The sequence below is a fragment of the Dietzia sp. DQ11-71 genome, from assembly GCF_014144995.1.
GTDB classification, from domain to species: Bacteria; Actinomycetota; Actinomycetes; order Mycobacteriales; family Mycobacteriaceae; genus Dietzia; species Dietzia kunjamensis.
This window is the reverse complement of the sequence record NZ_JAALDT010000023.1, coordinates 1-26,281: the sequence shown is the minus strand read 5'-3', so window position 1 is coordinate 26,281 and position 26,281 is coordinate 1. Positions and strand designations below refer to the sequence as shown.

26 protein-coding genes are annotated in these 26,281 nt (G+C 70.5%); 13 read left to right on the top strand and 13 right to left on the bottom strand.

Going from position 1 to position 26,281, the window contains the following annotated elements; all coding sequences use genetic code 11:
- Positions 1–799: ABC transporter permease (locus G6023_RS01015; protein WP_472986409.1), on the top strand; the 799-nt coding region annotated here is incomplete at its 5' end.
- An 88-nt stretch (positions 800–887) separates the two neighbouring features.
- Here the strand turns inward: G6023_RS01015 and G6023_RS01010 are convergent.
- From G6023_RS01010 to G6023_RS00995, 4 genes are all read right to left on the bottom strand, one after another.
- Positions 888–1,370, bottom strand: coding sequence for a heme-binding beta-barrel domain-containing protein (locus G6023_RS01010; RefSeq protein ID WP_096905211.1), 483 nt, complete (start codon positions 1,368–1,370; stop codon positions 888–890).
- A gap of 40 nt (positions 1,371–1,410) precedes the next feature.
- On the bottom strand, positions 1,411–1,938 hold the full coding sequence (locus G6023_RS01005; protein WP_067718508.1) for a DUF488 domain-containing protein: 528 nt from the start codon (positions 1,936–1,938) through the stop codon (positions 1,411–1,413).
- Entirely contained in the window at positions 1,938–2,978 is a 1,041-nt protein-coding gene (locus G6023_RS01000) for a DUF808 domain-containing protein (protein WP_182633852.1), read from the bottom strand. The genes G6023_RS01005 and G6023_RS01000 overlap by 1 nt, the downstream gene beginning before the upstream one ends.
- A gap of 88 nt (positions 2,979–3,066) precedes the next feature.
- Positions 3,067–3,942, bottom strand: a complete 876-nt coding sequence (locus tag G6023_RS00995) for an oxygenase MpaB family protein (protein ID WP_182633854.1) — start codon at positions 3,940–3,942, stop codon at positions 3,067–3,069.
- A gap of 83 nt (positions 3,943–4,025) precedes the next feature.
- Between G6023_RS00995 and G6023_RS00990 the strand changes: the two genes are divergently transcribed.
- Complete coding sequence (locus G6023_RS00990) at positions 4,026–4,763, top strand: CPBP family intramembrane glutamic endopeptidase (protein WP_182633851.1); 738 nt, start codon at positions 4,026–4,028, stop codon at positions 4,761–4,763.
- Here the strand turns inward: G6023_RS00990 and G6023_RS00985 are convergent.
- The 3 genes from G6023_RS00985 to G6023_RS00975 all read right to left on the bottom strand — a co-directional run bounded on the left by G6023_RS00985 (position 4,738) and on the right by G6023_RS00975 (position 8,130).
- Positions 4,738–5,928 carry a multidrug effflux MFS transporter gene (locus G6023_RS00985; protein ID WP_347570692.1) on the bottom strand — a complete coding sequence of 397 codons (1,191 nt, stop codon included), beginning with the start codon at positions 5,926–5,928 and terminating at the stop codon, positions 4,738–4,740. The two genes, G6023_RS00990 and G6023_RS00985, sit on opposite strands and share 26 nt — an antisense overlap.
- Positions 5,929–6,011: 83 nt before the next feature.
- Positions 6,012–7,595 carry a cation:proton antiporter domain-containing protein gene (locus G6023_RS00980; protein ID WP_182633849.1) on the bottom strand — a complete coding sequence of 528 codons (1,584 nt, stop codon included), beginning with the start codon at positions 7,593–7,595 and terminating at the stop codon, positions 6,012–6,014.
- 28 nt (positions 7,596–7,623) lie between these two features.
- Positions 7,624–8,130 carry an LGFP repeat-containing protein gene (locus G6023_RS00975; RefSeq protein ID WP_067718496.1) on the bottom strand — a complete coding sequence of 169 codons (507 nt, stop codon included), beginning with the start codon at positions 8,128–8,130 and terminating at the stop codon, positions 7,624–7,626.
- Between the two features lie 157 nt (positions 8,131–8,287).
- On the opposite strand from G6023_RS00975, the gene G6023_RS00970 reads away from it, so the two are divergent.
- Entirely contained in the window at positions 8,288–8,773 is a 486-nt protein-coding gene (locus G6023_RS00970; protein ID WP_182633848.1) for a VOC family protein, read from the top strand.
- A 140-nt stretch (positions 8,774–8,913) separates the two neighbouring features.
- On the opposite strand, the gene G6023_RS00965 is transcribed toward G6023_RS00970, so the two are convergent.
- From G6023_RS00965 to G6023_RS00955, 3 genes are all read right to left on the bottom strand, one after another.
- The gene (locus G6023_RS00965; protein ID WP_182633847.1) at positions 8,914–10,611 is read right to left on the bottom strand and encodes a fumarate hydratase; all 1,698 of its coding nucleotides are present in this window, start codon (positions 10,609–10,611) and stop codon (positions 8,914–8,916) included.
- Between the two features lie 62 nt (positions 10,612–10,673).
- Positions 10,674–11,240, bottom strand: coding sequence for a protein-L-isoaspartate O-methyltransferase family protein (locus G6023_RS00960; protein WP_347570691.1), 567 nt, complete (start codon positions 11,238–11,240; stop codon positions 10,674–10,676).
- A 55-nt stretch (positions 11,241–11,295) separates the two neighbouring features.
- Positions 11,296–11,595 (bottom strand): hypothetical protein, encoded by a 300-nt coding sequence (locus G6023_RS00955; RefSeq protein ID WP_067718488.1) that lies wholly within the window; start codon positions 11,593–11,595, stop codon positions 11,296–11,298.
- Between the two features lie 195 nt (positions 11,596–11,790).
- On the opposite strand from G6023_RS00955, the gene G6023_RS00950 reads away from it, so the two are divergent.
- The 8 genes from G6023_RS00950 (at position 11,791) to G6023_RS00915 (ending at position 20,533) form a co-directional block, all read left to right on the top strand.
- Entirely contained in the window at positions 11,791–12,702 is a 912-nt protein-coding gene (locus tag G6023_RS00950) for a siderophore ABC transporter substrate-binding protein (protein ID WP_182633846.1), read from the top strand.
- A gap of 19 nt (positions 12,703–12,721) precedes the next feature.
- Positions 12,722–13,744 (top strand): iron chelate uptake ABC transporter family permease subunit, encoded by a 1,023-nt coding sequence (locus G6023_RS00945; RefSeq protein WP_182633845.1) that lies wholly within the window; start codon positions 12,722–12,724, stop codon positions 13,742–13,744.
- Positions 13,737–14,786 (top strand): iron chelate uptake ABC transporter family permease subunit, encoded by a 1,050-nt coding sequence (locus G6023_RS00940; RefSeq protein WP_182633844.1) that lies wholly within the window; start codon positions 13,737–13,739, stop codon positions 14,784–14,786. The genes G6023_RS00945 and G6023_RS00940 overlap by 8 nt, the downstream gene beginning before the upstream one ends.
- A gap of 14 nt (positions 14,787–14,800) precedes the next feature.
- Positions 14,801–15,670 carry an iron ABC transporter ATP-binding protein gene (locus G6023_RS00935; RefSeq protein ID WP_182633843.1) on the top strand — a complete coding sequence of 290 codons (870 nt, stop codon included), beginning with the start codon at positions 14,801–14,803 and terminating at the stop codon, positions 15,668–15,670.
- A gap of 176 nt (positions 15,671–15,846) precedes the next feature.
- Positions 15,847–17,085, top strand: a complete 1,239-nt coding sequence (locus tag G6023_RS00930; RefSeq protein WP_182633842.1) for a glucose-1-phosphate adenylyltransferase family protein — start codon at positions 15,847–15,849, stop codon at positions 17,083–17,085.
- A 79-nt stretch (positions 17,086–17,164) separates the two neighbouring features.
- Complete coding sequence (locus tag G6023_RS00925) at positions 17,165–18,151, top strand: LLM class F420-dependent oxidoreductase (RefSeq protein ID WP_182633841.1); 987 nt, start codon at positions 17,165–17,167, stop codon at positions 18,149–18,151.
- Between the two features lie 122 nt (positions 18,152–18,273).
- Positions 18,274–19,503, top strand: coding sequence for an acetyl-CoA hydrolase/transferase family protein (locus G6023_RS00920; RefSeq protein ID WP_120284354.1), 1,230 nt, complete (start codon positions 18,274–18,276; stop codon positions 19,501–19,503).
- Between the two features lie 127 nt (positions 19,504–19,630).
- Positions 19,631–20,533 carry a hypothetical protein gene (locus tag G6023_RS00915; RefSeq protein ID WP_182633840.1) on the top strand — a complete coding sequence of 301 codons (903 nt, stop codon included), beginning with the start codon at positions 19,631–19,633 and terminating at the stop codon, positions 20,531–20,533.
- A gap of 99 nt (positions 20,534–20,632) precedes the next feature.
- Here the strand turns inward: G6023_RS00915 and aqpZ are convergent, their stop codons facing one another.
- From aqpZ to G6023_RS00900, 3 genes are all read right to left on the bottom strand, one after another.
- On the bottom strand, positions 20,633–21,421 hold the full coding sequence (aqpZ, locus tag G6023_RS00910; RefSeq protein WP_182633839.1) for an aquaporin Z: 789 nt from the start codon (positions 21,419–21,421) through the stop codon (positions 20,633–20,635).
- Positions 21,422–21,571: 150 nt separating this feature from the next.
- Positions 21,572–22,345 (bottom strand): SIR2 family NAD-dependent protein deacylase, encoded by a 774-nt coding sequence (locus G6023_RS00905; RefSeq protein WP_119191768.1) that lies wholly within the window; start codon positions 22,343–22,345, stop codon positions 21,572–21,574.
- Positions 22,342–23,022 carry an Rv1157c family protein gene (locus tag G6023_RS00900; RefSeq protein ID WP_082924021.1) on the bottom strand — a complete coding sequence of 227 codons (681 nt, stop codon included), beginning with the start codon at positions 23,020–23,022 and terminating at the stop codon, positions 22,342–22,344. Before G6023_RS00900 ends, G6023_RS00905 begins: the two co-directional genes overlap by 4 nt.
- Positions 23,023–23,379: 357 nt before the next feature.
- Here G6023_RS00900 and typA point away from each other — a divergent pair, with 357 nt between their 5' ends.
- Together typA and G6023_RS00890 are read left to right on the top strand one after the other, a co-directional pair.
- Positions 23,380–25,302 (top strand): translational GTPase TypA, encoded by a 1,923-nt coding sequence (gene typA, locus G6023_RS00895; RefSeq protein ID WP_067718464.1) that lies wholly within the window; start codon positions 23,380–23,382, stop codon positions 25,300–25,302.
- An 11-nt stretch (positions 25,303–25,313) separates the two neighbouring features.
- A partial coding sequence (locus G6023_RS00890; protein ID WP_241727590.1) for an ABC transporter substrate-binding protein occupies positions 25,314–26,281 on the top strand: 968 nt, incomplete at its 3' end.

The window sequence follows — 26,281 nt, the reverse complement described above, 5'->3', positions numbered from 1 at the left end:
CGCGCCCGGCTCCCGCCGGGGCCGCCGGGCCGTCGGGGCCGGGCCGTCGGGTCTGCTCACACGCTGGGCCGCGGGGCTACTGGGGTTGCTCATCGGCCTGGGCGTGTGGGCCCTGCTCACCTCCGGGCTCGTCACCGACGACCCGGTGATCGGCGGGATGTCACCCGCCGAGACGTGGTCTGGCTTCGGCGACCTGCTCGACAGGGGAGTGCTGCTGTCCGACGCGGCGGTCAGTCTGTACCGACTCGTCGCGGGACTCGCCGTCGCCGCGTTTCTCGGGGTGCCGCTGGGGCTCTGGCTGGGACTGCGGCGGACCGCGGAGGCGGTCGCGGGTCCGCTCGTGCAGTTCCTGCGGATGATCTCACCGTTGTCCTGGGCACCGGTGGCCATCGCGGTGTTCGGGATCGGCAACGAGCCCGTGATCTTCCTCGTCACCGCCGCGGCGGTGTGGCCGATCATGCTCTCGACCTCGGCAGGCGTCAACGCGATGGATCCCGGGTACCTCGACGTGGCCCGGACCATGGGCGCCAGCGGCTGGGAGCGCCTGACCCGGGTCGTCATCCCCGCGGTCCGGCCGGCGATCCTGGGCGGCATCCGCCTCGCGCTCGGGACGGCCTGGATCGTGTTGGTGCCCGCGGAGATGCTCGGTGTGCGGTCCGGCCTGGGTTATCAGATCCTCAACGCCCGCGACCAGTTGGCCTACGACCAGGTCATGGCGGTGATCCTCGTGATCGGCATCCTCGGATTCGCGCTGGATGGGCTGTCACGGCTGGTTCTGCGCGACCGCGCCGCGCGCTGACGCTCGCGGCTGGCCCCGGCGGTCGGTGGTCGCGCAGCGCCCGGATCAGTTCGTCGTTCCTCGTGACCGACCGGCCCTGTGCTGCGGTCTAGGCCCTGCGCAGCTCGGAACGCAGGTGGTGGGTGAGGGGCTGGCCGACCGCTGCCATGGCGAACGTGGTGGTGATCCGGTCGTCGACGGTCTCGTAGCGGCGGTGCGTGGTGTCGACCTGCTTGGCGCTCGCACTGTTGTGCACGCGTGAGTGGAACTCCAGCACCAGGGCGTCCGCCTCGGCGACGAGCGTTCCCTCGCAGAGTTCGGTCTGCCCGGTGGGTTGGGACAGGACGAACTCGGCCGTACCGTCACCCGGGACCCGGAGGTATCCGGTCTCGGTGTGCATGGGGGATCCGGTGGGGCTCCACGTGCGCTGCACGTAGTGCAGGAAGGGCTTGCCCACGTCGGTGAACGTGATCTCCTCGGTGTAGGTGAAGTCGTCGATCGTCGGGTACGAACCGGCCCCCTCGCCTCGCCAGGTGCCCAGCAGGGCGGCGACGGGGGTCAGGTTGGCGGCGGGCGTCGAGGCGGGATACATGGCGCGAGACTAGGCCATCGGTGACGCCGGCCGCGCGGGGTCAGCCATCCCAGACCGGTTCGCCGTGCTCGTCGAGCCGCAGGCCCTCGCTCGGACTGTGCTCGGTGATCTTTCCGGTGTGCATCAGGTGCCCCACGGGCAGACCGTGGACCGTGGCGACGACGTCGGCGACGATCCGACGATGGCAGCGCCACCACACTGACTCCGAGCACATGACCGCGACCTGTCGCGATCGGGCGTCGGCCACGACCCGATCCAGGGCGGCGCGGAATGCAGGGTCCCGGGTCCAGGCGCTGTAGGCGCGGAACGCCTCGACCCGCCACCAGGTGTCGGGGGAGGCCCGGCGCCTGTCGGCGGTGAGGCTGCGGCGGCCGCCGAGGTCCTCTTCCCAGCGGTAGTCGATCCCCGCCTCGCCGACTATCTCGGGCACCGCGCCCTTGGCAGCGGCGGAGTTCGCGCGGCTCCCGGGAAAGCGCCGGATGTCCACGAGGAGTTCGACGCCGGCGCCGGTGAGCAACCGTGCCAGCTCGTCGCGATCCAACCTGCCGTGCCCCACCGTGAACAGCATCAGTGGCCGGTGTCCTCTCCCGTCCTCGTTCGGGTCGCCCCGCCGTGGTCACCGCGCGCGCCCCCGGCGTCGGTGCCGGACCCGGCGTCGGAGTCGGCGTCCGCCCCGGCGTGCGACCCGGAGCTCCGTCGCGGGATCAGGTGCATGATCGCCACGACCACCGCGCCCACCGCGAGGCCGAAGACCAGTGCGCACACCGTGTCGACGAGCCAGGCGAGTACCGCGCCGACGCCCGCGACGCCCGCCGCGGGCTCGGTCAGGACGTGCACGAGGTGGTACGGCCCCGTCACGCCGAGTTCGTCGAGCCCCACGAGGAGGATGTGGCCACCGACCCACAGCATGGCCAGCATGCCGACGAAGGAGATCACCTCGAGCACCGTCGGCATGGCCTTGACCAGGCCGTGGCCGAACCGCTGCACACCCGGGGACTCCCTCCCCGCCAGGTGGAGGCCGACGTCGTCCATCTTCACGATCACCGCGACGACGCCGTAGACGAGCGCGGTGATGCCCAGCCCCACGACGACCAGGATGATCGCCCGGGACCAGAAGGACTCCGACGCGACCTCGTTGAGGGAGATCACCATGATCTCGGCGCTGAGGATGAAGTCGGTGGTCACGGCGCCGCGGACCATCTTCGCCTCGGCGTCCGGGCCCCGGTCCACGACGGGGGCGGCCTCCTCGTGGTGTCCGGAGATCCGCTCCCACACCTTCTCCGCCCCCTCGAAGCAGAGGTAGAGCCCGCCCAGCATGAGGATCGGGGTGAGGATCCACGGCACGAACTGGCTGAGCAGGAGTGCGAAGACGATGATGATCGCCTTGTTGCCCAGTGACCCGATGGCGATCTTGCGGATCATGGGCAGTTCGCGGGACGGGTCGACGTCGCGGACGTACTGGGGGGTCACGGCGGTGTCGTCGACCACCACGCCGGCGGCCTTCACGCCGGCGCGGCCTGCGGCGGCGGCGACGTCGTCGGTACTGGCCGCTGCCATGCGCGCGAGCACCGCGACGTCATCGAGCAGGGCGGCGAGTCCACCGGCCATCACAGACCTCACTTCTCAACGGGCGGGGGGAACCCGCGGACGACAGGGCCGACCCCGGAGGGTCGGATCGTCACAGGGTAGCGCCGCGTCACTCGATCGCGTCGAGGACCCAGCGCAGTGAGGAGACACCGGCGCGTCCCAATGCCCGTCCGAGTCCGCTGGATCCGAGCGGCCCGTCGGGGAGTTCGAGCATCGTCCGGGCCCACCCCGGCAGCGCCGCGACGGCTCCCTCCCGCAGCAGCGCGTAGGCGGGCCTGTCGGTCAGTCCCATCGGTGGTCCGTCGAGCAGGAAGTGGCGCGCGTCGAGCGCGGCGGGCGAGGCCTCGAGCTCCGGCCGGTACTCCTCCAACGCCGCGTCGAGGTCGCGCACGGTGAGGGGCACCTCCCCGGCGCCCATCATGAGCCCGGTTCTCGAGGCCTGTCGTACGTAGTCGTCTCGTTCGGCCGGCGTCAGCGGCTCGCGCCCGTAGAGGCGGTGGCATTCGAGGAAGCTCCAGATCTCGGCGACGTGGACCCAGCGCAGCAGGTGGGGGTCGCGGGCGTCGTACGGGCGCCCCCGGTAGTCGGTGCCCACGACCGCGCGGTGCGCACCGTTGATCGCCCGGATGAGCCGGGAGGCGTCGGTGACCGTGCCGAAGGTCGTGGTCGCGATGAACTGCGAGGTGCGCTGGAGGCGCCCCCACGGGTCGCCCCGGTAGTCGCTGTGGTCGGCCACCCCGGCCATGGCGAGAGGGTGCAGGGACTGTAGGAGGAGGGCGGTGAGTCCGCCGGCGAACATGGAGGCGTCCCCGTTGACGCGGCAGATGGCGTCGTCGGGGGAGTTCCAGCGTTCGCCCTCGGAGTGCCAGATCTGCTGGCGTCTCGCGTCGGCGTCGTCACCCGCCACCCGGGAACGGACCACGAGGCCCACCCTGCGGCGGGCGCCGGTCAGGGCGCGAGACGCGGTCGAGGTCACCGTTGCCATGGTGGACACCCCCATCACGTGACGTGGTCGTCCGTGTCACCATACCCCTGGTACGGACGGGCCGCGCGGTATCGTCGCGACTGATGACCACGACGTCGACGTCCCTGCCCGGCCGCTCCCGTCTGCGCGGGGTGGCGGGCGTCGCCGCGGTCCTGGCCACGCTGGTCGCCATCAATCTCACCGCCAACCTGGCGGGTCTGCCCTTCCGCGAGTGGATCGTGCCACTGGCCGTTCTCGTGCTGGTCGTGGTCGCCAAGGCGCGGTGGATGCGGTGGTCGGACCTGGGGCTGGCGGCGCGGCACATGCCCCGCGGGCTGGCGTACGGTCTCGCGGCGACGGTGCTGGTGGTGGCCGTGGTCACGGCCGGGTGCCTGATCCCGGCGACGAGCCCGTTCTTCCTGTCCGAGCGCTACTCGGACCTGCGCATGGCGGTGTTCTCGGCGCTCGTGCTGATCCCCCTGATGACGGTCCTTCCCGAGGAGCTCGCGTTCCGCGGGGTCCTGCAGGGGGCGCTCGAGCGGACCTTCGGCACCACGGGCGTGTTCGTGATCGGGTCATCGGCGTTCGGACTGTGGCACGTCACGTCGTCTCTCGGGCTCACGGCCGGCAACGCCGGCCTCGCACAGGTCCTCGGTACCGGTCTGGCGGGTCAGCTCGCGGGGATCGGCCTGGCGGTGACCGCGACCTCGGTGGCCGGGGCCGGGTTCATCTGGATCCGTCGCCGCAGCAGCAGCCTCCTGGCCCCGATCGGGTTGCACTGGGCGTTCAACGCCGTCGGGGCGCTCGCCGCAGCGCTCACGTGGCGCGCACTGGCCGGCTGATCACCGCCCACGTCGCCGCGACGACCAGGACGGCGCACGCCCCCATCACGACGAGCAGCGGGATCGCCGAGTGCGGTCCGGCGAGTCCGGTGAGCGGGGAGACCACGGCGGCGAGTCCGAACTGGGCGGCGCCGAGGAGCGCCGATCCGGAGCCCGAGCGGCCCCGGGTGGCCTGCATGGACAGTGCCGCGGCGTTGGGCAGGACCAACCCGACGGACAGGGTGAGCAGGACGAACCCCACGGTGACCGGTGCCAACCCCAGGGTGCCGGCGGGGGAGAGGGCGACGACGACGACGAGGTGGACGATCGCCGTCACCATGCCCACCACGCCGGTGCGCATGATCTTCTCCGGGGCGAACCGGCCGATCAGCCGGGCGCCCGCGAGGTTCGAGACCAGGATCCCCAGCGCGTTGACGGTGAACGCCACCGAGTACGCGGTGGGGGACAGGCCCACCATGTCCTGGTAGAGGAACGGGCTGGCGGAAATGTAGGCGAACAGGACGCCGAAGGTGAACACGAACACCGACACGCGCGCGATGAACGGGCCATGGGTGGCGACGCCCCGCATGTCCCTCAAGGTGGACAGCACGCCCCCGGTACGGCGGGACGCGGCCGGGAGTGACTCCGGCACCGCGACGAGGACCCCGACGACCGTGATGGCGGACAGGCCGGCCAGCAGCCAGAACACGCCTCGCCAGCCGCCGAACGGCACGACCGCGCCGCCGATGAGCGGTGCGATGACCGGGGCGACGGACTGGATCGCCATGAGGGTGGCGAACGCCTTGGCCACGCCCGCACCGCGCCCGACGTCCACCACGACGGCCTTGCTCAGGACGATCCCGGCCGCACCGGCGAAGCCCTGCGCGACGCGTCCGAGCACCAGGATCCAGATGGACGGGGCCAGCGCGCACACCACTGCCGCGAGTGCGGTGCCCACCGAGCCCAGGACGAGCAGCGTCCGCCGCCCCACCCGGTCGGAGAGGGGCCCGATCACGAGCTGCCCCGCCGCCAGCGAGACCATGAACGCCGTGAGGGTGAGCTGGGCGGTGGAGGCCGTGATCCGGAACTCCTCGACGATCAGCGGCAGCGCGGGCAAATAGGTGTCGGTCGCGAACGGCCCGATCGCCCCGGTGAGCGCGAGTGCGAGGAGCATCGTGGCGGGCACCGACGCGGTGGGTGTGGGTGTGGGGATCGGCGGTGCGGTGGGTGGTGTGGGGGGCGCGGCGGAGGGTCGTCGGCCGGCAGACCTCATTCACGCACCCCCGCGGCCTCGGCGGCACTGTCCGCCAGACCGACCCCGGTGCCCTCGAAGATGTGGAAGGCCACGTCCGCTCCCCGTGCGATGAGTTCGTCCCTCTCGTCGTCGTACTGGGCGACCACCGCGACGGTGCCCTCGAAGTCCCGCGCGTCCACCTGCTCGAGAGCGATGAGGTTCGAGCCGTGGAACGGCATGGCCAGCACGATGATGTCCACCTTCTCGTCGTTCACGCAGCGGTCCCAGTAGTCGTCGTCGGTCGCGTCGGCCTCGATCACGTGGACATCCTGCTCGCGGAGCCTGGCGACCTTCACGGGGTCGTTCTCCACGCCGATGACCGTCAGACCGTACTCCTCGGTCAGACGGTCCCGCACCGCGCGGCCCACCCGGCCCACCCCCAGGACCAGCACCCGGGCGTGACCGATGTCGAGCGGGGCGTCCTCCGGGTGGGTGCGCTCGTCCCGCAGGGTGGGTACGAGCGAGGACAACCGCGCCACGAGCCGCGTCCCGCGGTGGTTGACCAGTGTCGAGATCACGAAGCTCGCGGCGACCGCGACCGACACCACCACGAGCCAGTCCTGCTCGACGAGACCCGCCTCGACCCCGGTCGCGGTGACGATGAGCCCGAACTCCGAGAAGTTGGCCAGCGCGAGGCCCGCCAGGATCGAGGTCCGTTTGCGCAGCCCGAACGCCGCCAGCACGAGGGTGAACACGGCGGCCTCCAGGGGGAGCAACACCACGAGCAGGAGGCCCAGCAACAGGGTCTCCGGGGTGGGCGTGACGTGGAGGCCGATCGAGACGAAGAAACCCACGAGCAGGAGTTCACGCAGACCGAAGAGGGTCCGGGACAACTCGGCGGCGCGCGGGTGCGAGGCGAGGAGGACTCCCACCACCATCGCCCCGAAGTCGCCCTTGATGCCGACGCTCTCGAACAACCAGTACCCCGGCACCAGCGCCATGGTGATCCCGAACAACGCCTGCAGTTCGCCGTGACCCAGCCTGCTCCAGGCCCGGCGGACGAGCCACACCGCGGGGAGCAACAGTGGCAACGCCAACGCCCACGGGCTCGGCGGGTCGCCCGTCATCGCGGTGAGGAACGCGACCGCCACCACGTCCTGCAGGACGAGGATGCCGATCGCGACCCGGCCGTAGAGGGTGTGGGCGTCGGACCGCACGTCGAGCACCTGGACGACGAAGACGGTGCTGGAGAACGACAGCGCGAAGCCGAGCAGGGCCACCACCTGCCAGTCCGCGCCGGCCAGCAACCGCACCCCGATGATGGACAGCATCCCCAGGAAGCCGGCGGTCACTCCCGCGACCGCGAGGAGGTTGGCGGCCGTCGTGGCGAGGACCTCACGCCGCAGGAGCATCCGCACGTCGAGTTTGAGCCCGATGGTGAAGAGCAGGATCGTCACGCCGAGGTCGGCGAGTGAGTCCACCACGGGCAGGGCCTCGATGCCGGGCGCGTGGAGGATGAACCCCGAGGCCAGATAGCCGATGAGGGTGGGCAGGCGCATCATCCGGGCGACGAACCCGCACCCGAACACCACGATGAGGTAGATCGCGACGGTCTCCAACGGTGCTACTCGCCCGGCGCCGTGGTCGTCACCGCACCTCGACGACCGGCCGACCGTCCAGGAACGCGATCGTGCCGTTCTCGAACGCCGAGATCCACCCGCCGTCGGTCGTCGTCTCGTCCGAGACGGGGAAGCCCAGCTCACCGGCGGGGCCGCCCGCCTCGCGATAGGCGGCGAGGATCTCGCCCTGGACCACGAACGCGTTCCCGGACGGTGTGAGCACGATCGCCCCCCGCTCGAAGTCGGTGACCGAGCCGCCCTCCACAGCCGTCGGCGGCCCCGTCACCCGGCCGAGATCGCTCTGCTCGCCGCCGAGCTCGTTCCAGCGGTCCGCAACGGCCACCGGGATGTCGACGCCCGAGTCCGCGGGCCCCGGGACGGGGGTCGACCTCGTCGTCGTCGCCGTCTCCGTCGAGGACACCGGTGCGGCGGACTCACCGGCGCCGCCACCGTCGTCGGCGGAGCAGGCGACCAGGCCGGTACCGAGGGCGACGGCGAGAGCGAGGGGGGCGAGGACACGCGTGATCCTGTCCATGCCGGAGATCCTAGCCGCCCGCCCACCGGGCCCACCCCGCCCACCGCCGCCGCCGATGCCGAACCGTGATGCCCGAGTCCTTTCCGGGGGGCGCCGGGCCGTGGAGACTGGGAGCGGGCGATCCGCCCGACCGGGCGAGCCCCGGGAGGAGGCCGCGATGGCCGTGATGACCACTTGTCTGTGGTTCGCCACCCAGGCGGAGGAGGCCGCCGAGTTCTACTGCTCGGTCTTCCCCGACTCGCGCGTGGTCGCCGTGGACACCAGCCCCGTCGACACCCCGGGACCGAAGGCGGGGGACGTGCTCACCGTGGAGTTCGAGCTCGACGGGCGGCCCTTCATCGCGCTCAACGGAGGCTCGGACCCCGAGTACACCGACGCGATCTCCCTGGAGATCCGGTGCGCCGACCAGGCGGAGATCGACCACTACTGGAACGGTCTGCTCGCGGGAGGGGGCCGTGAGGTGCAGTGCGGGTGGCTGATCGACCGCTTCGGAGTGCGGTGGCAGGTCGCGCCGCAGTCCCTCTACGATCTGTGGCGCGGCGAGGACCGGGAGGCGGCGGCGCGCGCGTTCGCGGTGATGATGGACATGGTGAAGCTGGACGTGGCGGCCATCGAGGCGGCGGCTGCGGGCACCGACGCCTGACTCGGACTTCCGCCCGTCGGCCCTACGAAATCCGCTATTCGCATTCCGGATCCGCTACTCGAATTGGAGTAGCGGATCCGGAAAACGAGTAGCGGATCTGCGGGAACGCGGGAACGCGGGAACCCGGGAACGCGGGCGGGTCAGAGGCCGGGGCGCTTGCCGATCGTCAGCGTGACCTCGCCGGTGTGGGCGAAGAAGTCCTCGCCCTTGTCGTCCACCACGATGAAGGCGGGGAAGTCCTCGACGTCGATCTTCCACACCGCCTCCATGCCGAGCTCCTCGTACTCGAGGATCTCCACGTGCTTGATGCAGTCCTGCGCCAGGCGCGCGGCCGGACCGCCGATCGAGCCCAGGTAGAACCCGCCGTGGGTCGCGCACGCGTCGGTGACCTGCTTGGAGCGGTTGCCCTTGGCGAGCATCACCATGGATCCGCCCGCCGCCTGGAACTGCTCGACGTAGGAGTCCATGCGGCCGGCGGTGGTGGGCCCGAACGATCCCGACGGCATGCCCTCCGGCGTCTTGGCCGGTCCGGCGTAGTAGACGGGGTGGTCCTTGAGGTACTGCGGCATCTCCTCGCCGGCGTCGAGCCGCTCCTTGATCTTGGAGTGCGCGATGTCGCGGGCCACGACCAGCGGGCCGGTCAGGGACAGGCGGGTCTTGACCGGGTGCCTGCTCAGCTCGGCGAGGATCTCCGGCATCGGCTTGTTGAGGTCGATCCGCACCGCGGCGCCCTTGCCGGTGCCGGAGATGCCGTCGGTTGCGGCGTCGAGCTCCGCGTCCGTGGTGGCGGGCAGGAACCGGCCCGGCTCGAACTCGAGCTGCTCGAGGAACACGCCCTCCGGGGTGATCTTGGCCCTGGCCTGACGGTCCGCCGAGCAGGACACCGCGATCGCGACGGGCAGCGAGGCGCCGTGGCGGGGCAGGCGGACGACGCGGACGTCGTGGCAGAAGTACTTGCCGCCGAACTGCGCGCCGATCCCGATCTGCTGGGTGAGCTCGAAGACCTTCTCCTCGAGCCCGACGTCGCGGAAGCCACGTCCGGTCATCGCGCCCTCGCGGGGGAGCTCGTCCAGGTAGTGCGCCGAGGCGAGCTTGGCGGTCTTCAGCGCGAACTCCGCTGAGGTACCGCCCACGACGATCGCCAGGTGGTACGGCGGGCAGGCGGCCGTTCCGAGCGAGCGGATCTTCTCCTCGATGAACTGCATCATCCGGTCGGGGTTCAGGATCGCCTTGGTCTCCTGGTACAGGAACGACTTGTTGGCCGACCCGCCGCCCTTCGCCATGAAGAGGAATTTGTAGGCGTTCTCGCCGCCCGGGGTGGTGTTGGCGCCGATCTCGATCTGCGCGGGCAGGTTGGACCCGGTGTTCTTCTCGTCCCACATGGTGAGGGGGGCGTTCTGCGAGTAGCGCAGGTTGAGCCGGGTGAAGGCGTCGTACACGCCGCGGGCGACGGCCTGCTCGTCCGGACCGGGCGTGAGCACGTGCTGGCCGCGCTCGCCCTTGACGATGGCCGTACCGGTGTCCTGGCACATCGGGAGCACGCCGCCCGCGGCGATGTTGGCGTTCTTGAGCAGGTCCAGGGCGACGAACTTGTCGTTGTCGCTGGCTTCGGGGTCGTCGAGGATCTTGGCGACCTGGGCCAGGTGGTCACTACGGAGGTAGTGGGAGATGTCGTGCATCGCCGTCTCGGTGAGCAGACGGATGGCCTCGGGGTCCACCCGCAGGAACGTCATCCCGTCGGGGCCCTCGACCGTCGACACGCCCTCTGTGGTGAGGAGGCGGTATTCGGTGGTGTCCTCCCCGACGGGAAGAAGGTCCTCGTAGAGGAAGTCGGCCATCAGGGGCTCCTGGTTCTGGAGGTGGACAAACTTCCCCCAGGATAGTGGCCGGGGTCACGGGGTCAGAATCGGGTGTGGAGCAGGGGGACGAACCGGTACCCGCCGTGCTCGGTCACGTCGATGCCGTCATCGGTCCGGCGTACGCGGTGCATCACCCCGGCCCAGGGCGCCACCATGACGCCGTCCACGGTGAGCTGGTCGACGAGCTCCGAGGGGAGGTCGTCGGCCATCGCGGAGACGAGGATGCGGTCGAACGGGGCGAGGGAGGGGAGGCCCAGCGTCCCGGGCTCGGCGGGGTGGACACGTACCCAGGGTTGTCGTATCGCCGCCCGGGAGCGTTCGACCAGCTCGGGGACGAGTTCGACGGCGGACACGAAGGAATCGGGCCCCCCGAGTTCGCCGAGGATAGCCGAGGTCCACCCGCTGCCCGAGCCCACGTCGAGCACCCGCATCCCGGGGAACGGCTCGAGGAGCGAGAGCATCGCCGCGACCGTCGACGGCTGTGAGTTGGTCTGGCCGAACCCGATCGGTAGCGGGGCGTCGAGTTCGTGGTCGGCCACGACCTCCGGCGGGAGGAATCGACGGCGATCCTGCGCGCGCATCGCCTCCGGGATGCTCGGGGTGCTCACCGCGAGACCTCCTCCCGCCGGGCATGGCGGCGGGGCTGATCGCCCCGCCCGGGCTCTATGCCTCGCCGAGAACGCGCGTCTCGCCGTCGGGGTCGAGGTCGTCGATCTGGTCGCGGGGCTCCTCGGCGACGCCCTTGTCCTCGGGCTCCGCGGTGTCGACGTCGGGGCGCTCGGCAGACAGCTTCTCGTCGAGAGTGTCGTTCTCCTCGACGGGCTTCCACGACTCCGGCGCGTCGACGGTGAGGTCCTCACCGTCGGTCGAGATGGTGTCGGCGTCGAGACCCTCGCTGCCGTCGAGCGTGTTCTCGTCGTAATCGCCGTCGGTGTCCTGGTCGTACTCGCGTTCGGTGCTCATACCGTCGATTGTGCGTCGTCCGCCAGCCCGTCGCATCCGGTCGCCCCGCACCCCGGGGGAGTCGGAGGGTCCCGGATCGTCCGGGCCGTGAGGCTGGCAAACTGTCGAAGTTAGGTAAGCCATACTTAAGACTTGCCCAGGAGCCGCGAGGGTGTTTAAGGTGAGCCTAACCTTCCGAACCAACCTTGGAGTGACATGAAGCGATTCCCCAAGATCGTCGCAGCGACGGCCGCCATCGCGCTGACCGGTGGCGCATTGACCGCCTGCGGGAGCTCGGATGCACAGTCCGCCGGGAACGAGGGTGAGGGGCCGACCCGCGTCGTGCTCACCAGCCACGCCGCGGCCGACACGCTGGATGAGCTCGATCTCGAGGATCGCGTCGTCGGCCTGGTCAAGACCGGGGTCTTCCCGGAGGCGCTGGACGCCTACGCGGGCGATGAGTACGAGGACATCGGCAGCCTCAAGGAGCCGAAGATGGATGTGATCGCGGAACTGGGGCCCGACCTCATTCTGTTCGGCAACCGCACCCGCGCGATGGAGCCCGAGTTCGCCAAGATCTCCGACCAGGTGATCGCCGGCGACCCGGACACCGCCGAGACGATCGCCTCCAACCGCGCCAAGGTGGAGGAGATCGCCGCGCTGTTCGGGGCCGAGGACAAGGCCGCGGACGAGCTCGCCGAGATCGACGAGATGGTCACCGAGACCCGCGCCAAGGCCGAGGGCGCGGGCACGGCGCTGGTGCTCATGACCTCCGGTGGCAAGGTCACGGGGTACGGACCGGGTTCACGCTTCGACCTCATCTTCAACGAGCTCGGCATGACGCCCGCCGGTGAGTTCGAGTCCGAGGGCAGCCACGGCGCGCCGCTGAGCTGGGAGCAGATCGCCGAGCTGAACCCCGACCACGTTTTCGTCATCGACCGCGACGCCGCGATCGGTGCCGAGGGCGAGGCGGCCACCGCCCTGCTCGACAACCCGCTGTTCAACCGGACCAACGCCGCGACCAACGACAACGTCCACTTCCTGGACGGCCAGAACTGGTACCTCGTCGGGGGCGGCATCGGCGTCCTCGAGTCGATGATCGACGAGATCGACTCCGCCGTCTCCTGACGGTGGGAGTCCACTTCTCATGACGACGACCCTGGTCGAGCGCCGACCGCAGCGCGCCTCGCTGTGGCCGGCGCTCGGCGTCGTCGCGCTCGTGCTCTCGCTCGTCGCGAGCGTGTTCGTCGGCGCGGCCGACATCACCGTGTGGGACGCGCTCACCGGCGGGCTCACCGAGGCGCACCGCGTCTATCTCGTCGAGGCCCGTCTGCCCCGCACCGCCGCCGCCGCCCTCGCGGGGGCGTCGCTGGCGATCGCCGGTCTGCTCATGCAGTTGCTCACCCGCAACCGCTTCGTCGAACCGTCGACCGCGGGGACCGTCGAATCGGCGGGGCTGGGCCTGGTGGTGGTGGCGATCATCGCGCCGGGCGCCCCGATCGTGGCCAAGATGCTCGTGGCCATGGTGTTCGCGCTCGCCGGGACCGCCCTGTTCCTCGCCTGCATCCGTCGCGTCCCCGTCTCGGACTCGTTCGTGGTGCCCCTCATCGGCATCATGCTCGGCTCCGTGATCGGGGCGGTCGCAGCCTTCCTGGCCCTGTCGCGCGACCTTCTCCAGATGCTCAACTCGTGGATGCTCGCCGACTTCTCGGCGGTCCTGGCCGGGCGGTACGAGCTGCTGTGGCTGGTGGCGGTCCTCGGTGTCCTCGCCTACATCGCCGCCGACCGCTTCACCGTGGCGGGCCTGGGTGAGGACGTCTCGACCGGTCTCGGGCTCGACCACAAGACCGTCGTCGCCGCCGGGATGGCGATCGTGGCCGCGGTCGCCGCCGTCGCCGTGGTCACCGTCGGTGCCCTCCCGCTCCTCGGGCTCGTCGTTCCCAACGTCGTCTCACGCCTGGTGGGAGACGACGCCCGACGGGGCCTGCCCCTCGTGGCACTGCTCGGGGCGGTCACCGTCCTGATCTGCGACATGGTGGGCCGGTCGCTGCCCGGGCTGTTCGCCGGCGGCGCCCCCGGCGCCGGCGAGGTCCCCGTCGGGACGATCGTCGGGATCCTCGGCGGCGCCGTGTTCCTGGCCATGATGCTGAGAGGGGTGCGCAATGCCTGAGACCGCCATCCTCGTCGCACCGCCGGAGAGCCTCACCCGGGGACGGACGAGAGCGGAGGCCGACCGCCGTCGACGGTGGATCGTGACCCTCGTGTGTGCTGTCGCGGCCGTCGCGGCGCTCGCCGCTCTCGTCCTCTCCGGGCTGCCGGACACCGTCGGTTCCAGGGCGTGGTCCTACTCCCTCGACCGACTGTCGCGCCACGCGGTGGCGATCGTCCTGGTCTCGGTCGCGGTCGGGGTCTCGACGGTGATCTTCCAGACCGTCACCGGCAACCGGATCCTCACGCCGGCGCTGATGGGTTTCGACTCGCTGTACCTGCTCATCCAGACCATGCTCGTGTTCTTCATGATCCCGCGCGATGCGGCCGTCATCGGGGGCCTGACGAGCGGCGGCCTCTCCGGGTTCCTCGGTCAGACGGCGATCATGGTGGTCGCGTCGACCCTGCTCTACCTGTGGCTGCTCGGGGGTCGGAGAACCGATATCCACCTGCTGCTGCTGGTGGGTGTGGTGTTCGGCGTGTTCTTCCGCTCCGCCTCCTCGTTCTTCCAGCGCCTGCTGGACCCGGCGGCCTACCTGCAGGTCCAGGACGCCATGTTCGCGAGTTTCCGGGGCGTCCAACTCGACGTCCTGGTGGCGTGCGGGGTCATCGTCGTGGGTGGACTCGTCGCCGTGGCGATCCTCGGTCGTCGACTCGACGTGATGCTGCTGGGGCGCGATCCCGCCGTCGCGCTCGGTGTCAACCACCGTCGGGTCACCATCGTGGTCCTGGTGGTGGTCTCCTTCCTGGTGTCCGCCTCCACGGCCCTGATCGGGCCGGTGATGTTCTTCGGCCTCATCGTCGCCAACGCGGCGTACGCCCTGCTCGGCACCACCCTGCACCGGTTCACCCTGCCGGTGGCCTCGCTGCTGGGCGTGATCGCCCTGGCGGGGGGCGAGATGGTCCTCGGCGCCCTCGGTGTCGAGTCCGCCCTGAGCATCGTCATCGAGTTCGCCGGTGGCCTGCTGTTCCTGTTCCTGCTCCTGACCAACCGCGCACGCTGAAAGAGAGGCACATCATGTCCCTTCTCCCGTTCCGACGCCGCGACGACCGATCCGGTGAGAACCGGTGGTCGGCCGGTTGCGGCATCGAGGCGCGGTCGGTGTGTTCGTCCTACGGCGACACCCGGGTCCTGCACGACGTGACGGCGTGCTTCGCGCACGGTGGCGTGACGTCTCTCATCGGGTCCAACGGCGCAGGAAAGTCGACACTGCTGGGGGTCATGAGCCGACTCCAGGCGGCGGATTCCGGAACGGTGCTCGTCGACGGCGTCGACGTGTCGGTCAACGGTGGGCGTGAGCTGGCCCGCCGTCTCGCGGTGCTCCGCCAGGAGAACGCCGTCTCCATCCGGCTCACCGTGCGGGAGCTCGTCGGATTCGGCAGGTTCCCGCACAACGGTGGCCGGCCCGGACCGGACGACGCCGAGCACGTCGACTACGCCCTGGGGGCGATGGAACTCGAGGACCTCGCCGACCGGTATCTCGACGAGTTGTCCGGTGGCCAGCGCCAGCGGGCGCACATCGCGATGGTGCTGGCACAGGACACGGACTATGTCCTGCTGGACGAGCCTCTGAACAACCTTGACCTCCGGCACGCCACCTCGATCATGCGGTTGCTGCGTCGCACCGCCGCGGAGCGGGGCAAGACCATCGTGCTCGTCATCCACGACATCAACATCGCCGCCGCCTATTCCGACCGGATCATCGCCATGAAGGACGGGCGGATCGTCTCCGACGGCATCCCGGCCGAAATCATGCGCACCGATGTCCTCAAGGATGTCTACGACATGGAGATGCAGGTCGCCGAGGTCGCCGGGCGGTACGTGGCCCTGTACTTCGACGGGGAGGACGAGTTGGAGGAGTGTGGCGCGGCGTTGTCCACCGCCTGAGCGCCCGGCCTGATCTCATGACCAGCCCCCGATGCCTGAGCCCACCGCGTGAGCCGCCGCGGCCTGATCCGGTCACACGGTGCCTGGCGACCGGTGGGATGACGCCGCAGTCCGGTTAGAGTGTCGTACTCGCATGGGGTGGGTAGTCCCACGCCTGACCGGAGAGGAGACCTCGCATGGCGCCGCTGTCGGCAGTCACCATAATCCTCGCAGGTGGAGCCGGTTCTCGGCTCCGTGCGCTCACCCGGGACCGGGCCAAGCCGGCCGTCCCCTACGGGGCCGGATACCAGCTGGTGGACTTCTCCCTGAGCAACGCCGCCAACTCGGGCCTGAGGGATGTCTGGGTGGTGCAGCAGTTCCATCCGGTGTCCCTGGGGTCCCATCTGCGGAGCGGCCGCCCGTGGGACCTCGACCGACTCGACGGCGGTCTGTTGGTGCTCCACCCGTCGCAGGGCACGGGCCGGGACGGTTTCCACTCGGGGACCGCGGACGCACTGTGGAAGCAGATCGAGCCCCTGCGCGAGGCGGCCCCGGACGTCACGGTCGTGGTCAGTGCGGACGCGGTGTACCGCCTCGACTACGACGAGGTGGTCCGCGATCACCTGGATTCGTTCGCCGAGCTCACCATGGTCACCACTCGCGTGGCCCCCGAGGACGCCTCCCGCTACGGCGTGGTCCGGGTGGGCGAGGACGGGGCCGTCACCGAGTACCGCTACAAGCCGGACGATCCGGACGGCGACCTGATCTGCGCGGAGATCTTCGTCTTCAACACGACCGCCCTCATCAGCTACCTCGAGCGGGCCCACGAGGACGTCGTCACCGCCGGCGGCGCCGGGGACCTGGGCGACATCGGGGACAACATCCTGCCCGCCATGGTCGGGGCGGGGCACGCCCGGGAGTGGCGGCACGAGGGGTACTGGCGGGACGTGGGGACCGTCGAGTCCTACTGGGCCGGCCACATGGACCTCCTCGGCGAGTCCCCGGTCCACGAGCTGGACGTCCCGGGGTGGTCCCTGCGGACCGCGTCGGCCTTCAGCGGTCCCGCCCGGACCGGGGAGGCGGCGCAGGTCGTCGGGTCACTGCTCGGCCACGGCGCGGTGGTCCACGGGACGGTCGAGCATTCCGTCGTGGGGCCCGGGGCGGTCATCGAAGCGGGTGCGAGGGTCCGCGACAGTGTCATCCTGCCGGGTGCCGTGGTCCGGTCCGGTGCGCACGTGGAGACCGCGGTCGTCGATGCCGACGTGGAGGTCCCCGCCGACGCGAGGATCGGCGAACGGCAGCCCGGTGCGACCGAATCGACGGTGCGCGTCGCGCTGTTGGGCAGCGCCCCGGACGGACCCCGTCCGGCCGGGTTCGTGCTCGCCGCCGGCACGCTGGACCCACCCGATGACGACGACGAGGACCGCAGCGTCTGATCTGGTAGCGCTGGCCCACCCGTCGGAACCGGTCGTCGGTCGGCCACCCGGGCCGGGTTCCGGAGCTAGGCTCGCGCACATGCGATTCGGACTCTTCCTGCCCCAGGGTTGGCGCCTCGATCTGGTCGACGTGCCGGCCGCCCGTCATTGGCCCGTCATCTCCGACCTGGCCGCCCACGCGGACGCCGGGCCGTGGGAGTCGGTGTGGGTGTACGACCACATGCACACCGCGCCCCTCACCTCGACCGAGGCGACGCACGAGGCGTGGAGCCTGATGTCGGCGCTCGGTGCGACCACCTCCAGGGTCCGGCTCGGCCAGATGTGCACGTGCGTCGGATACCGCAACCCGGCCATGCTGGCGAAGATCGCCGCGACGGTCGACCACATCTCCGGAGGCCGGGTGGAGATGGGGATCGGCGCGGGCTGGTACGAGCACGAATGGCGGGCGTACGGCTACGGATTCCCCTCCGCGGGTGAGCGGTTGGCCATGCTCGACGAGGGCGTGCGCATCCTGTCCGAGGCGTGGTCCGACGGTGTGGTCTCACTCGACGGCGAGCACTACCGGGTCGACGGGGCGATCGTGCAGCCGACGCCTCTGCAGGAGAGCGGCATACCCCTGTGGATCGCGGGCGGGGGCGAGCGCAAGACCCTCCGCACCGCCGCGAGGTACGCGGATTACACCAATTTCGACGGCACCGCCGAGGGCTTCGACCATAAGTCGAAGGTGCTGTTCGGGCATTGTCGGGACATCGGTCGTGACCCGGCGGAAATCACCCGGACCGCGAACTACAATGTGGCGATCGGGGAGACCGAGAAGGACGTCGCGGATCGGCTGGCGTACCTGAAGGACCGGATGGCGACGCACGTCGGTGAGGACGAGGCAGAGCTTCAGCTCGGCGCGTACCGCGGGCTCCCGGCGGTGGGGACGCCGGAGCAGATCGTCGAGAAGCTGACCGAGCTCGAGGCGCTGGGAATGGAGTACGGCATTTTCTACTTCCCCGAGATCGCCACCGACACCTCCGGACTCGAGTTGTTCGAGCGCGAGGTCATCCCGGCCCTGTCCTGAAACCGCCGGGGTGTGTCACCGCACCGCGACGTCCGGAACTACGAGAGCAGGGGTCAGTGACGAGGAACGTCGAGTACGAGGAGCGTCCGGCCGAGACGGTCCTCGACCACATCACGCCGGGGATGCATGTCATCGTGCCCATCCAGAACGCCGCCCCACCCGCGCTGCTGCGGGCGCTGGACGCCGGCGCCGCCGGACTGGACGACGTGACGGTCCACCACATGGACCCCTGGGAGTCGCTGCCGTTCATGGAGGGGGCCTACCCGGGCAGGCTCCGGCATGTCGACTACTTCCTGGGTCGCGGGTCGCGGGAGAACTTCCACCGGGGCCACTGCGACCTCATCCCCGTCGATTTCGCGCAGGTGCCGGCCACGCTGCGCGAGTTCTCTCCTCCCGGTTTGGCGATCGCCACCGTCTCGGAGATCGACGAGCACGGCTTCTTCTCGATGGGTACGAACGCCGACTACGTGGCCTCGTTCATCGGTCAGGTGCCGTTCTTCGTCGAGGTCAACTCCCACATGCCCCGCACCTTCGGGCGCAACCACATCCACATCTCCCAGGTGGTGGGCGTGACCCGTAACGACACCCCGATGATCACCATGGAGGCGCCGCCACCGGGGGAGACGGACAACGCGATAGCGGACGTCATCGCCGAGCGTGTCCCCGACGGGGCCTGTCTCCAACTCGGGGTCGGCAGGTTGCCGAACGCATTCCTGTCCCGACTGACGGATCACCGTCATCTGGGGATCCACACCGAGGCGTTGTCCGACGGGGTGATGGACCTCGTCGAGGCCGGGGTGATCGACGGGTCGCGCAAGACGGGGCGGCCGTTCAAGCACGTCACCACCTTCGCCCTCGGGTCGCAGCGACTCATGGACTGGCTCCACAACAACCCGTCTGTGGCGATGCTCCCCGTGGATATCGTCAACGACCCGAGGGTGATCGGCCAGGAGCACAATCTCTACTCGATCAACGCGACCAGCGAGGTGGACCTGTTCGGGCAGGCGGCCTCGGAGACCATCGGCGGCCGGTACTGGTCGGGGGCCGGGGGACAGGCGGACTTCGCCCGGGGCTGCACGTTCTCCCCGGGAGGCCACGGGTTCATCGTCACCCCGTCGCAGACCTCCGGGGGCGTCAGCAGGATCTCCCTGTCGCTCACGCCCGGCAGTCCGGTCACCACCCACAAGAACATCATCGAGAACGTCGTCACCGAATTCGGTATCGCGGAGCTGAGGGGCAAGTCGGTCGCCGGGCGGGCCGCGGCGCTGATCGCTGTGGCGCACCCGGATCACCGGGAGCGGCTCAGCCGGGAGGCGCGGGAGGCGGGACTGCTCCCGCGGGCTCACCACTAGCGGTCACCGCGCGCCGGGCCGGTGCCGCGGGCGCCGAGCCAATACCGCCACAGGCGCGACCGGTGGCACCCGTCTGGGGGCGGGGTTACGTTCCAGACGCAACCCGACCCCTGAAAGGGAGGCAGCTGTGGACCCCATCATCTGGATCATCATCGGGGTGATCGCGCTGATCATCGTGATCGCGCTCATCGCGATGGCCGTCAAGAGCAGCAACCGGAAGAAGCTCACCGAGGCCGCGGAACTGCGGCGCAGCGCACGAGAACGCGAGCAGCAGCTCGAGCAGCAGGACGCGGTCGTCCGCGAGCAGGAGCACAGGGCGGGCGCGGCTGAGCAGGAGGCCCGTGCGAAGGCCGCCGAGGCCGACAAGCTCCGGGTGGAGGCCGAGCGGCAGCGCGGCACCGTCGACGAGCAGAAGCATGATGTCCGGCGGATGGAACAGACCGCCGAGAAGCTCGATCCCAAGGGCCGTGCTGATGACCTCGACCGCGGTCGCGACCACGGCGACCGGGGTCTCACGCACGATCGCGACCACGGTGGCGACCGGGGTCTCACGCACGATCGCGACCATGGCGGCGACGGGGGCCTCACCCACGATCGCGACAGGGGCGGTGACCTCACCCATGACCGCGACCGCGGTGGCGACCTCACCCATGATCACGACCGCGGTGCGTTGCGCGGCGACCGGGTCCCCGACGAGGGGAGTGGCCGTGGCACCGACCACGGAGGGATGGCCACCGGGACCGGTATGGGCTCGTCCGCCACTTCCGGGTCCGGTATCGACTCCGGTGACCGGGGCCGCCACGGAGCGGGCGCCGGGGCCGCCGGAGCACCCGGCGCCGGAGTGGGTGACGCCGGCGGGCGTCACGCCCGGACCGACGATGTCCCCGGTGGTTCTGATCCGCAGGCGAGGTCGGGGCACCGGACCGGGACGCCCGGCGACACCGTCGATCCGGACCGTCATCCTGACGACAAGCCGGGCATCGTGGACAAGATGCTGGGCCGGACCCGCGGGGATGAACCCCGCCACTGACCGGAGGAGGCCTCGCGCCTCGGAGCGGCCGCATCGATGAGGGGTCCGTGGGAGGAAGTTCTCCCTCGGGCCCTTCGTGTTGACCCCGTCGGCGGTGCGTCAGGCCGAGACGGCCACGGATCGACCGTTGAGCCCGCGAGCGCCGAACAACGGGCCGTACAGGATTCCGGCGATCAGGGCGCCGACGATCGGTGCCACCCAGAACAGCCACAGCTGGCCCGGTGCGCCGCCCCCGTTGAAGAACGCCACGGCCGTCGACCGTGCCGGGTTCACCGATGTGTTGGTGATCGGGATGGAGATGAGGTGGATGAGTGTCAGTGTGAGGCCGATGGCCGCGGGCGCGAAGCCGGCGGGGGCCCGGTGATCGGTGGCGCCGAGGATGACCCACACGAAGAGGGCCGTGAGCACGATCTCGATGAGCAGCGCCGAGAGCAGGCCGTAGCCGTCGGGCGAGTTGGCCCCGTAGCCGTTGGCGGCCATGCTGCCGGTGGCCTCGAATCCGTCCTTTCCGCTCGCCACGACGAGGATCAGCGCGCCCGCGACCAGACCCCCGACGACCTGACTGACGATGTAGACGGGAGCTTTGGACCAGGGGAGGCGTCCGGCGACCGCGGTGCCGATGGTCACCGCGGGGTTGAAGTGACCGCCCGAGATGTGCCCGAACGCGTAGGCGCCGGTGAGGACCGTGAGCCCGAACGCGATCGCAACCCCGAGGTATCCCACGCCGACGGGGACGTCGCCGGTATCGGCGGTGGCGATCTGGACGGCCGCGAACACGGCGGTGCCGCAACCGCCGAGGACGAGCCAGAAGGTGCCGATCAGCTCGGCGGCGATGACCGCGGTGGTGGCCGGGGCGGTAGACGGGGTTGCCGGGGACGAATCAGACATGAGGTGACCTCCGGTCCTGGCCTCCGTGCGAACGGAGGAGCGGGAACTCCGGGCGTGGGTCCCTGCGCGCTACGCTAGCGCGCTCTATCGGCCCCAGAGAGGTTTCCGCCAGCCGGTGTGTGGCAGGGCCGTAAGGGCGGCCCGAGGGGATCAGGGTGCCAAGAGTTGAGGAAGCGCCTGCCCTGCGGTGGCCCGGACGTGAACCGAGACCTCGGAGCCGAGTCCCGAGGGGCCCGGGTTCACCTCGACCACCGGGATCCGGGCGTCGGCGGCGAGTCCGGGTAGTGACGCCGCGGGGTGGACCAGACCGGAGGTGCCGACGACGAGCACCGCCGCGGCCGAGGTGACCGCGTCGACTGCCGCGTCCCAGGGCCGGCCCGGGAGCATCTCGCCGAACCACACGACGCCCGGTCGGGCGCGCCCGCCACACCGGTCGCAGCTCGGCGGGGTGAGGCTGTCGACGGGCTCGGCGGGAGGAGGGCCGACCTCCATCGGAGCGTCGCAGGTGTCGCAGCGGTGGGCGAACAGACTCCCGTGAACGTGGTGCACCCGGCTCGATCCGGCGCGCTCGTGGAGGTCGTCGACGTTCTGCGTGACCACCACGACGTCACGGTGGGCCTGGGCGCGGGCCACCGCGACGTGCCCGGCATTCGGCTCCGCGCCGGAGACCAGGCGCTCACGCCAGCGGTACCAGGCCCAGACGGTGTCCCGGTCGCGTGCCCAGGCTTCCGGCGTGGCCAGTGCGGACGGGTCGTACCGCTCCCACAGGCCGGTCTGGGCGTCGCGGAAGGTGGGCACACCACTCTCGGCGCTCATCCCGGCGCCGCTGAGAACGACCAGAGGCCCGTCGCCGGTGAGGGCGAGACGGGCCTCGGTCAGGTCCTGGTCGGCGACGGGGTGGGGCCCGCTACCGTCGGCGGTCACCGGACGAACGCGGTCCCCACGGTGGGGAAGGCGACGCAGTTGGCGGTCCCGCCCTCCTCCAGGTTCGTGGTGACGCCACCCTGCAGGAGCATGAGAACCTGGCCCGGGCCCGTGTCGGCGACCCCGTTGACGGTGGCGGGGCCACCCTCGTTGAGGCCGTTGTACCCGAGGACGGTGGTACCGCGACGACCGTTGTTGACGTTGATCCAGTCGACGGTCATGGGCTGGGCCTGCTGGGCCGCGACACCCTCGGTGCCCAGGGCGGTGAAGATGAAACCGAGATGGCCGGGGGCGATGCCGGGCAGCGGCAGATCGGCCGGGCCGGGCACGGCGGTCGCGGCACCGACGGCGGTCTGCTCACCGCCGATGCACTGCTGCATGATCGTGGGGTAGGCGAACTGCGCGATGACCGGGCCGTTCTCGGGAATCGGGGTGCCGGGTTCGCCGGTGCCACGGAAGAACCCGACGGCGCGGGCGATGGTGCCCCGGGTCTCCTCGGGGATCCACTGCTGCTCGGCGAGGTTCTCGATCGCCTGGAGCACGGGCTCGGTCGGGCGCCCCAGTTCGTCGAGCGACTGCGCGCTGGCGGTGGCGGGTGCGGCGAGACCGACCGCGACGGCGGCGACGGCCCCGAGACCGATGGTCCGGAACGAGGTCCTGAGCGAGTGGCGGATCACTGGCGAGTCCATTCTTCGGATGGGCGGGCGGACCGGCGGACGGGCCGACCGGTCGACCGCTAGATATTCTCATAAGTGTCCCGAGTCACGGGCACCGGGAGTCGGGCAGACGCGCGTTCTGGTGCTGATGTTACAGAAGTTATACGTGATGTAAATAACACACAGGGCGTCCGCACTGTCGGGGTGGTCTCAGGATGGGGGGATCGTCCGGATCAGCGGGTAAAGTGGATCCGCACGCGCGCTCGACCGGACGCGCCTGTGGATCGCGGCTGACTAGCGCCGTCGATTCCCACCACCAGCCCGGCGGCCCACGAGCCGCCCCGGGCGCCCGTAAGCCTCCGAGGGAGAACCCAGCGTATGGCCTTGACCGAGTTCCGCAACGTCGCAATCGTCGCCCACGTCGACCACGGGAAGACGACACTCGTCGACGCGATGCTGCGCCAGTCCGGCGCGTTCGACGAACGCGCGGAGCTCGTGGACCGGGTCATGGACTCGGGCGACCTCGAGCGTGAGAAGGGCATCACGATCCTCGCCAAGAACACCTCGGTGCGACGACACGGCGCGGGTGCGGGTGGCGCCGACCTCGTCTTCAACATCATCGACACCCCGGGCCACGCGGACTTCGGCGGCGAGGTCGAGCGTGGCCTGAACATGGTGGACGGCGTCGTCCTGCTCATCGACTCGTCCGAGGGGCCGCTGCCGCAGACCCGCTTCGTGCTGCGCAAGGCGCTCGCCGCCTCCCTGCCGGTCATCATCGTCGTCAACAAGACCGACCGGCCGGACGCGCGGATCGACGAGGTCGTCGAGGAGGCCCAGGACCTGCTCCTCGATCTCGCGGCCGATCTGGAGGACCCCGCCGCCCAGGCCGCCGCCGAACACGCGCTCGAGCTGCCCGTGGTCTTCGCCTCCGGCCGCGCCGGCAAGGCGTCCACCACCCAGCCGGCCAACGGCCAGGAGCCGGAGGGGGAGAACCTCGACGAGCTGTTCGCGCTCCTCTACGACGTGATCCCCGCCCCCCGCGGGGACGCCGACGCCCCGCTGCAGGCCCACGTCACCAACCTGGACGCCTCCAACTTCCTCGGCCGTATCGGTCTGGTGCGCATCCACAACGGCCGTCTGCGCAAGGGGCAGCAGGTCGCGTGGATCCACAATCTGCCGGGCGGCGAGCAGGAGACCAAGTCCGTCAAGATCTCGGAGCTGCTCAAGACCGACGGTGTCGAGCGGGTGCCCACCGAGGAGGCCGTCGCCGGTGACATCGTCGCGGTCGCCGGTATCAGCGACATCATGATCGGTGACACGCTGGCGGATCCGGAGAACCCGGTCGCCCTCCCGGCCATCACGGTCGACGAGCCCGCCATCTCCATGACCATCGGCGTCAACACCTCGCCCCTGGCCGGCCGGAACGGCGGCAAGAAGCTCACCGCGCGCATGGTCAAGGCGCGCCTCGACCAGGAGCTCGTGGGCAATGTCTCGCTCAAGGTGCTCGACACCGAGCGGCCCGACGACTGGGAGGTGCAGGGTCGTGGCGAGATGGCGCTGTCCATCCTCGTCGAGACCATGCGCCGCGAGGGGTTCGAGCTCACCGTCGGCAAGCCGCAGGTGGTCACCAAGACGATCGACGGCAAGCTCCACGAGCCGTTCGAGCACATGACCATCGACGTCCCCGAGGAGCACCTCGGCGCCGTCACACAGCTCATGGCCGCCCGCAAGGGCCGCATGGAGCAGATGAGCAATCACGGCTCCGGCTGGGTGCGCATGGAGTTCACCGTCCCCGCACGCGGCCTCATCGGCTTCCGGACCACCTTCATGACCGATACCCGGGGTGCGGGGATCGCCAACTCGTACTCCGCCGGGTACGAGCCGTGGGCCGGGGAGATCCGGGCCCGGCACACCGGTTCGCTGGTCGCGGACCGTGCGGGCAAGGCCACCACCTTCGCGCTGCTCGGGTTGGCCGACCGCGGTGACTTCTTCATCGAGCCCGGCTCCGAGGTCTACGAGGGCGTCGTCGTGGGGGAGAACCCGCGCTCGGAGGACATGGACGTCAACATCACCAAGGAGAAGAAGCTCACGAACATGCGTGCGGCCTCCTCCGACGCCACCGAGACGCTGTCCAAGCACAAGAACCTCTCCCTCGAGGAGGCCATGGAGTTCTGTGCCGTCGACGAGTGTGTCGAGGTGGCCCCCGAGGTGGTCCGTGTGCGCAAGGTCCTGCTCACCGCCAACGAGCGGGCTAAGGCCCGCAGCCGGTCCAAGTCGCGCGACCAGCAGACGGTCGGCTAGACCGGAAATAGATGACGACGAGGGGGGCGTCGGTGCGCCGGCGGGGTGCCGCCGCGGTGTGCGCCGCGCTGGCCCTCGTCGTCGTCACCGGGTGCGTCGCCGACCCGCCCCCACCGGCGGTGGTGGGCGAGGAGCGCACCGACGGCGCGTCGGTCACCCTCACGGAGGACGGTCTCCTGCTCGCACTGAACAGGGTGGACCCGGGGTTCAACCCGCACCTCCTGGCCGACCAGGGCGTGGACACCGACCTCGTGGCCTCGCTGCTGCTGCCCAGCGCGTTCGTCCCGGGCCCCGGTGGCGAACAGACGCTCAACCGGGATCTCCTGGTCTCCGCCGCGCGGGTCCCCGGGGCCCCCTCGACCATCCGGTACACGATCGATCAGCAGGCGCAGTGGTCTGACGGTGTCCCCGTCGCGGCCGAGGACTTCGAGTACCTCTGGCGGCAGATGACCACCCAGCCCGGCGTGGTCGATCCGGCCGGGTACGAGAGGATCGTGGAGGTCCGTTCCGGTGCTGGCGGCAAGGTCGTCGACGTGGAGTTCGACGTCGTGCCGGAGCACTGGCGGGGCCTGTTCACCCACCTCCTCCCCGCGCACATCCTCAAGGGTGCGCCCGACGGGTTCCAGGGTTCGATGCAGTTCCTGCCCGTGACGAGCGCGGGTCCGTTCATGATCCGCACGGCCGACATCGGCCGGGGGCAGATCGAATTCGTGCGCAACGACCGGTACTGGGCCCGCGCGCCCGAGGTCGACCAGATCGTCGTGCGACGGGCCACCGGAGCCGGCCAGCTCGGGGAGTCGCTGAGGGGCGGTCCCGGGGTGATGGCGATCGTCTCGGCGAACCCGGTGGCGGCGGACGTGGCCGCCACGGTCCCGGGAGTGACCACCGCGCCCCTGGAGAGCGCGGCCCAGCTCGAACTCGGGCTGAACACGGTCGCGCCGGCGGTGGCCGATCCGGCGGTCCGTCGCGCGGTGGCCGC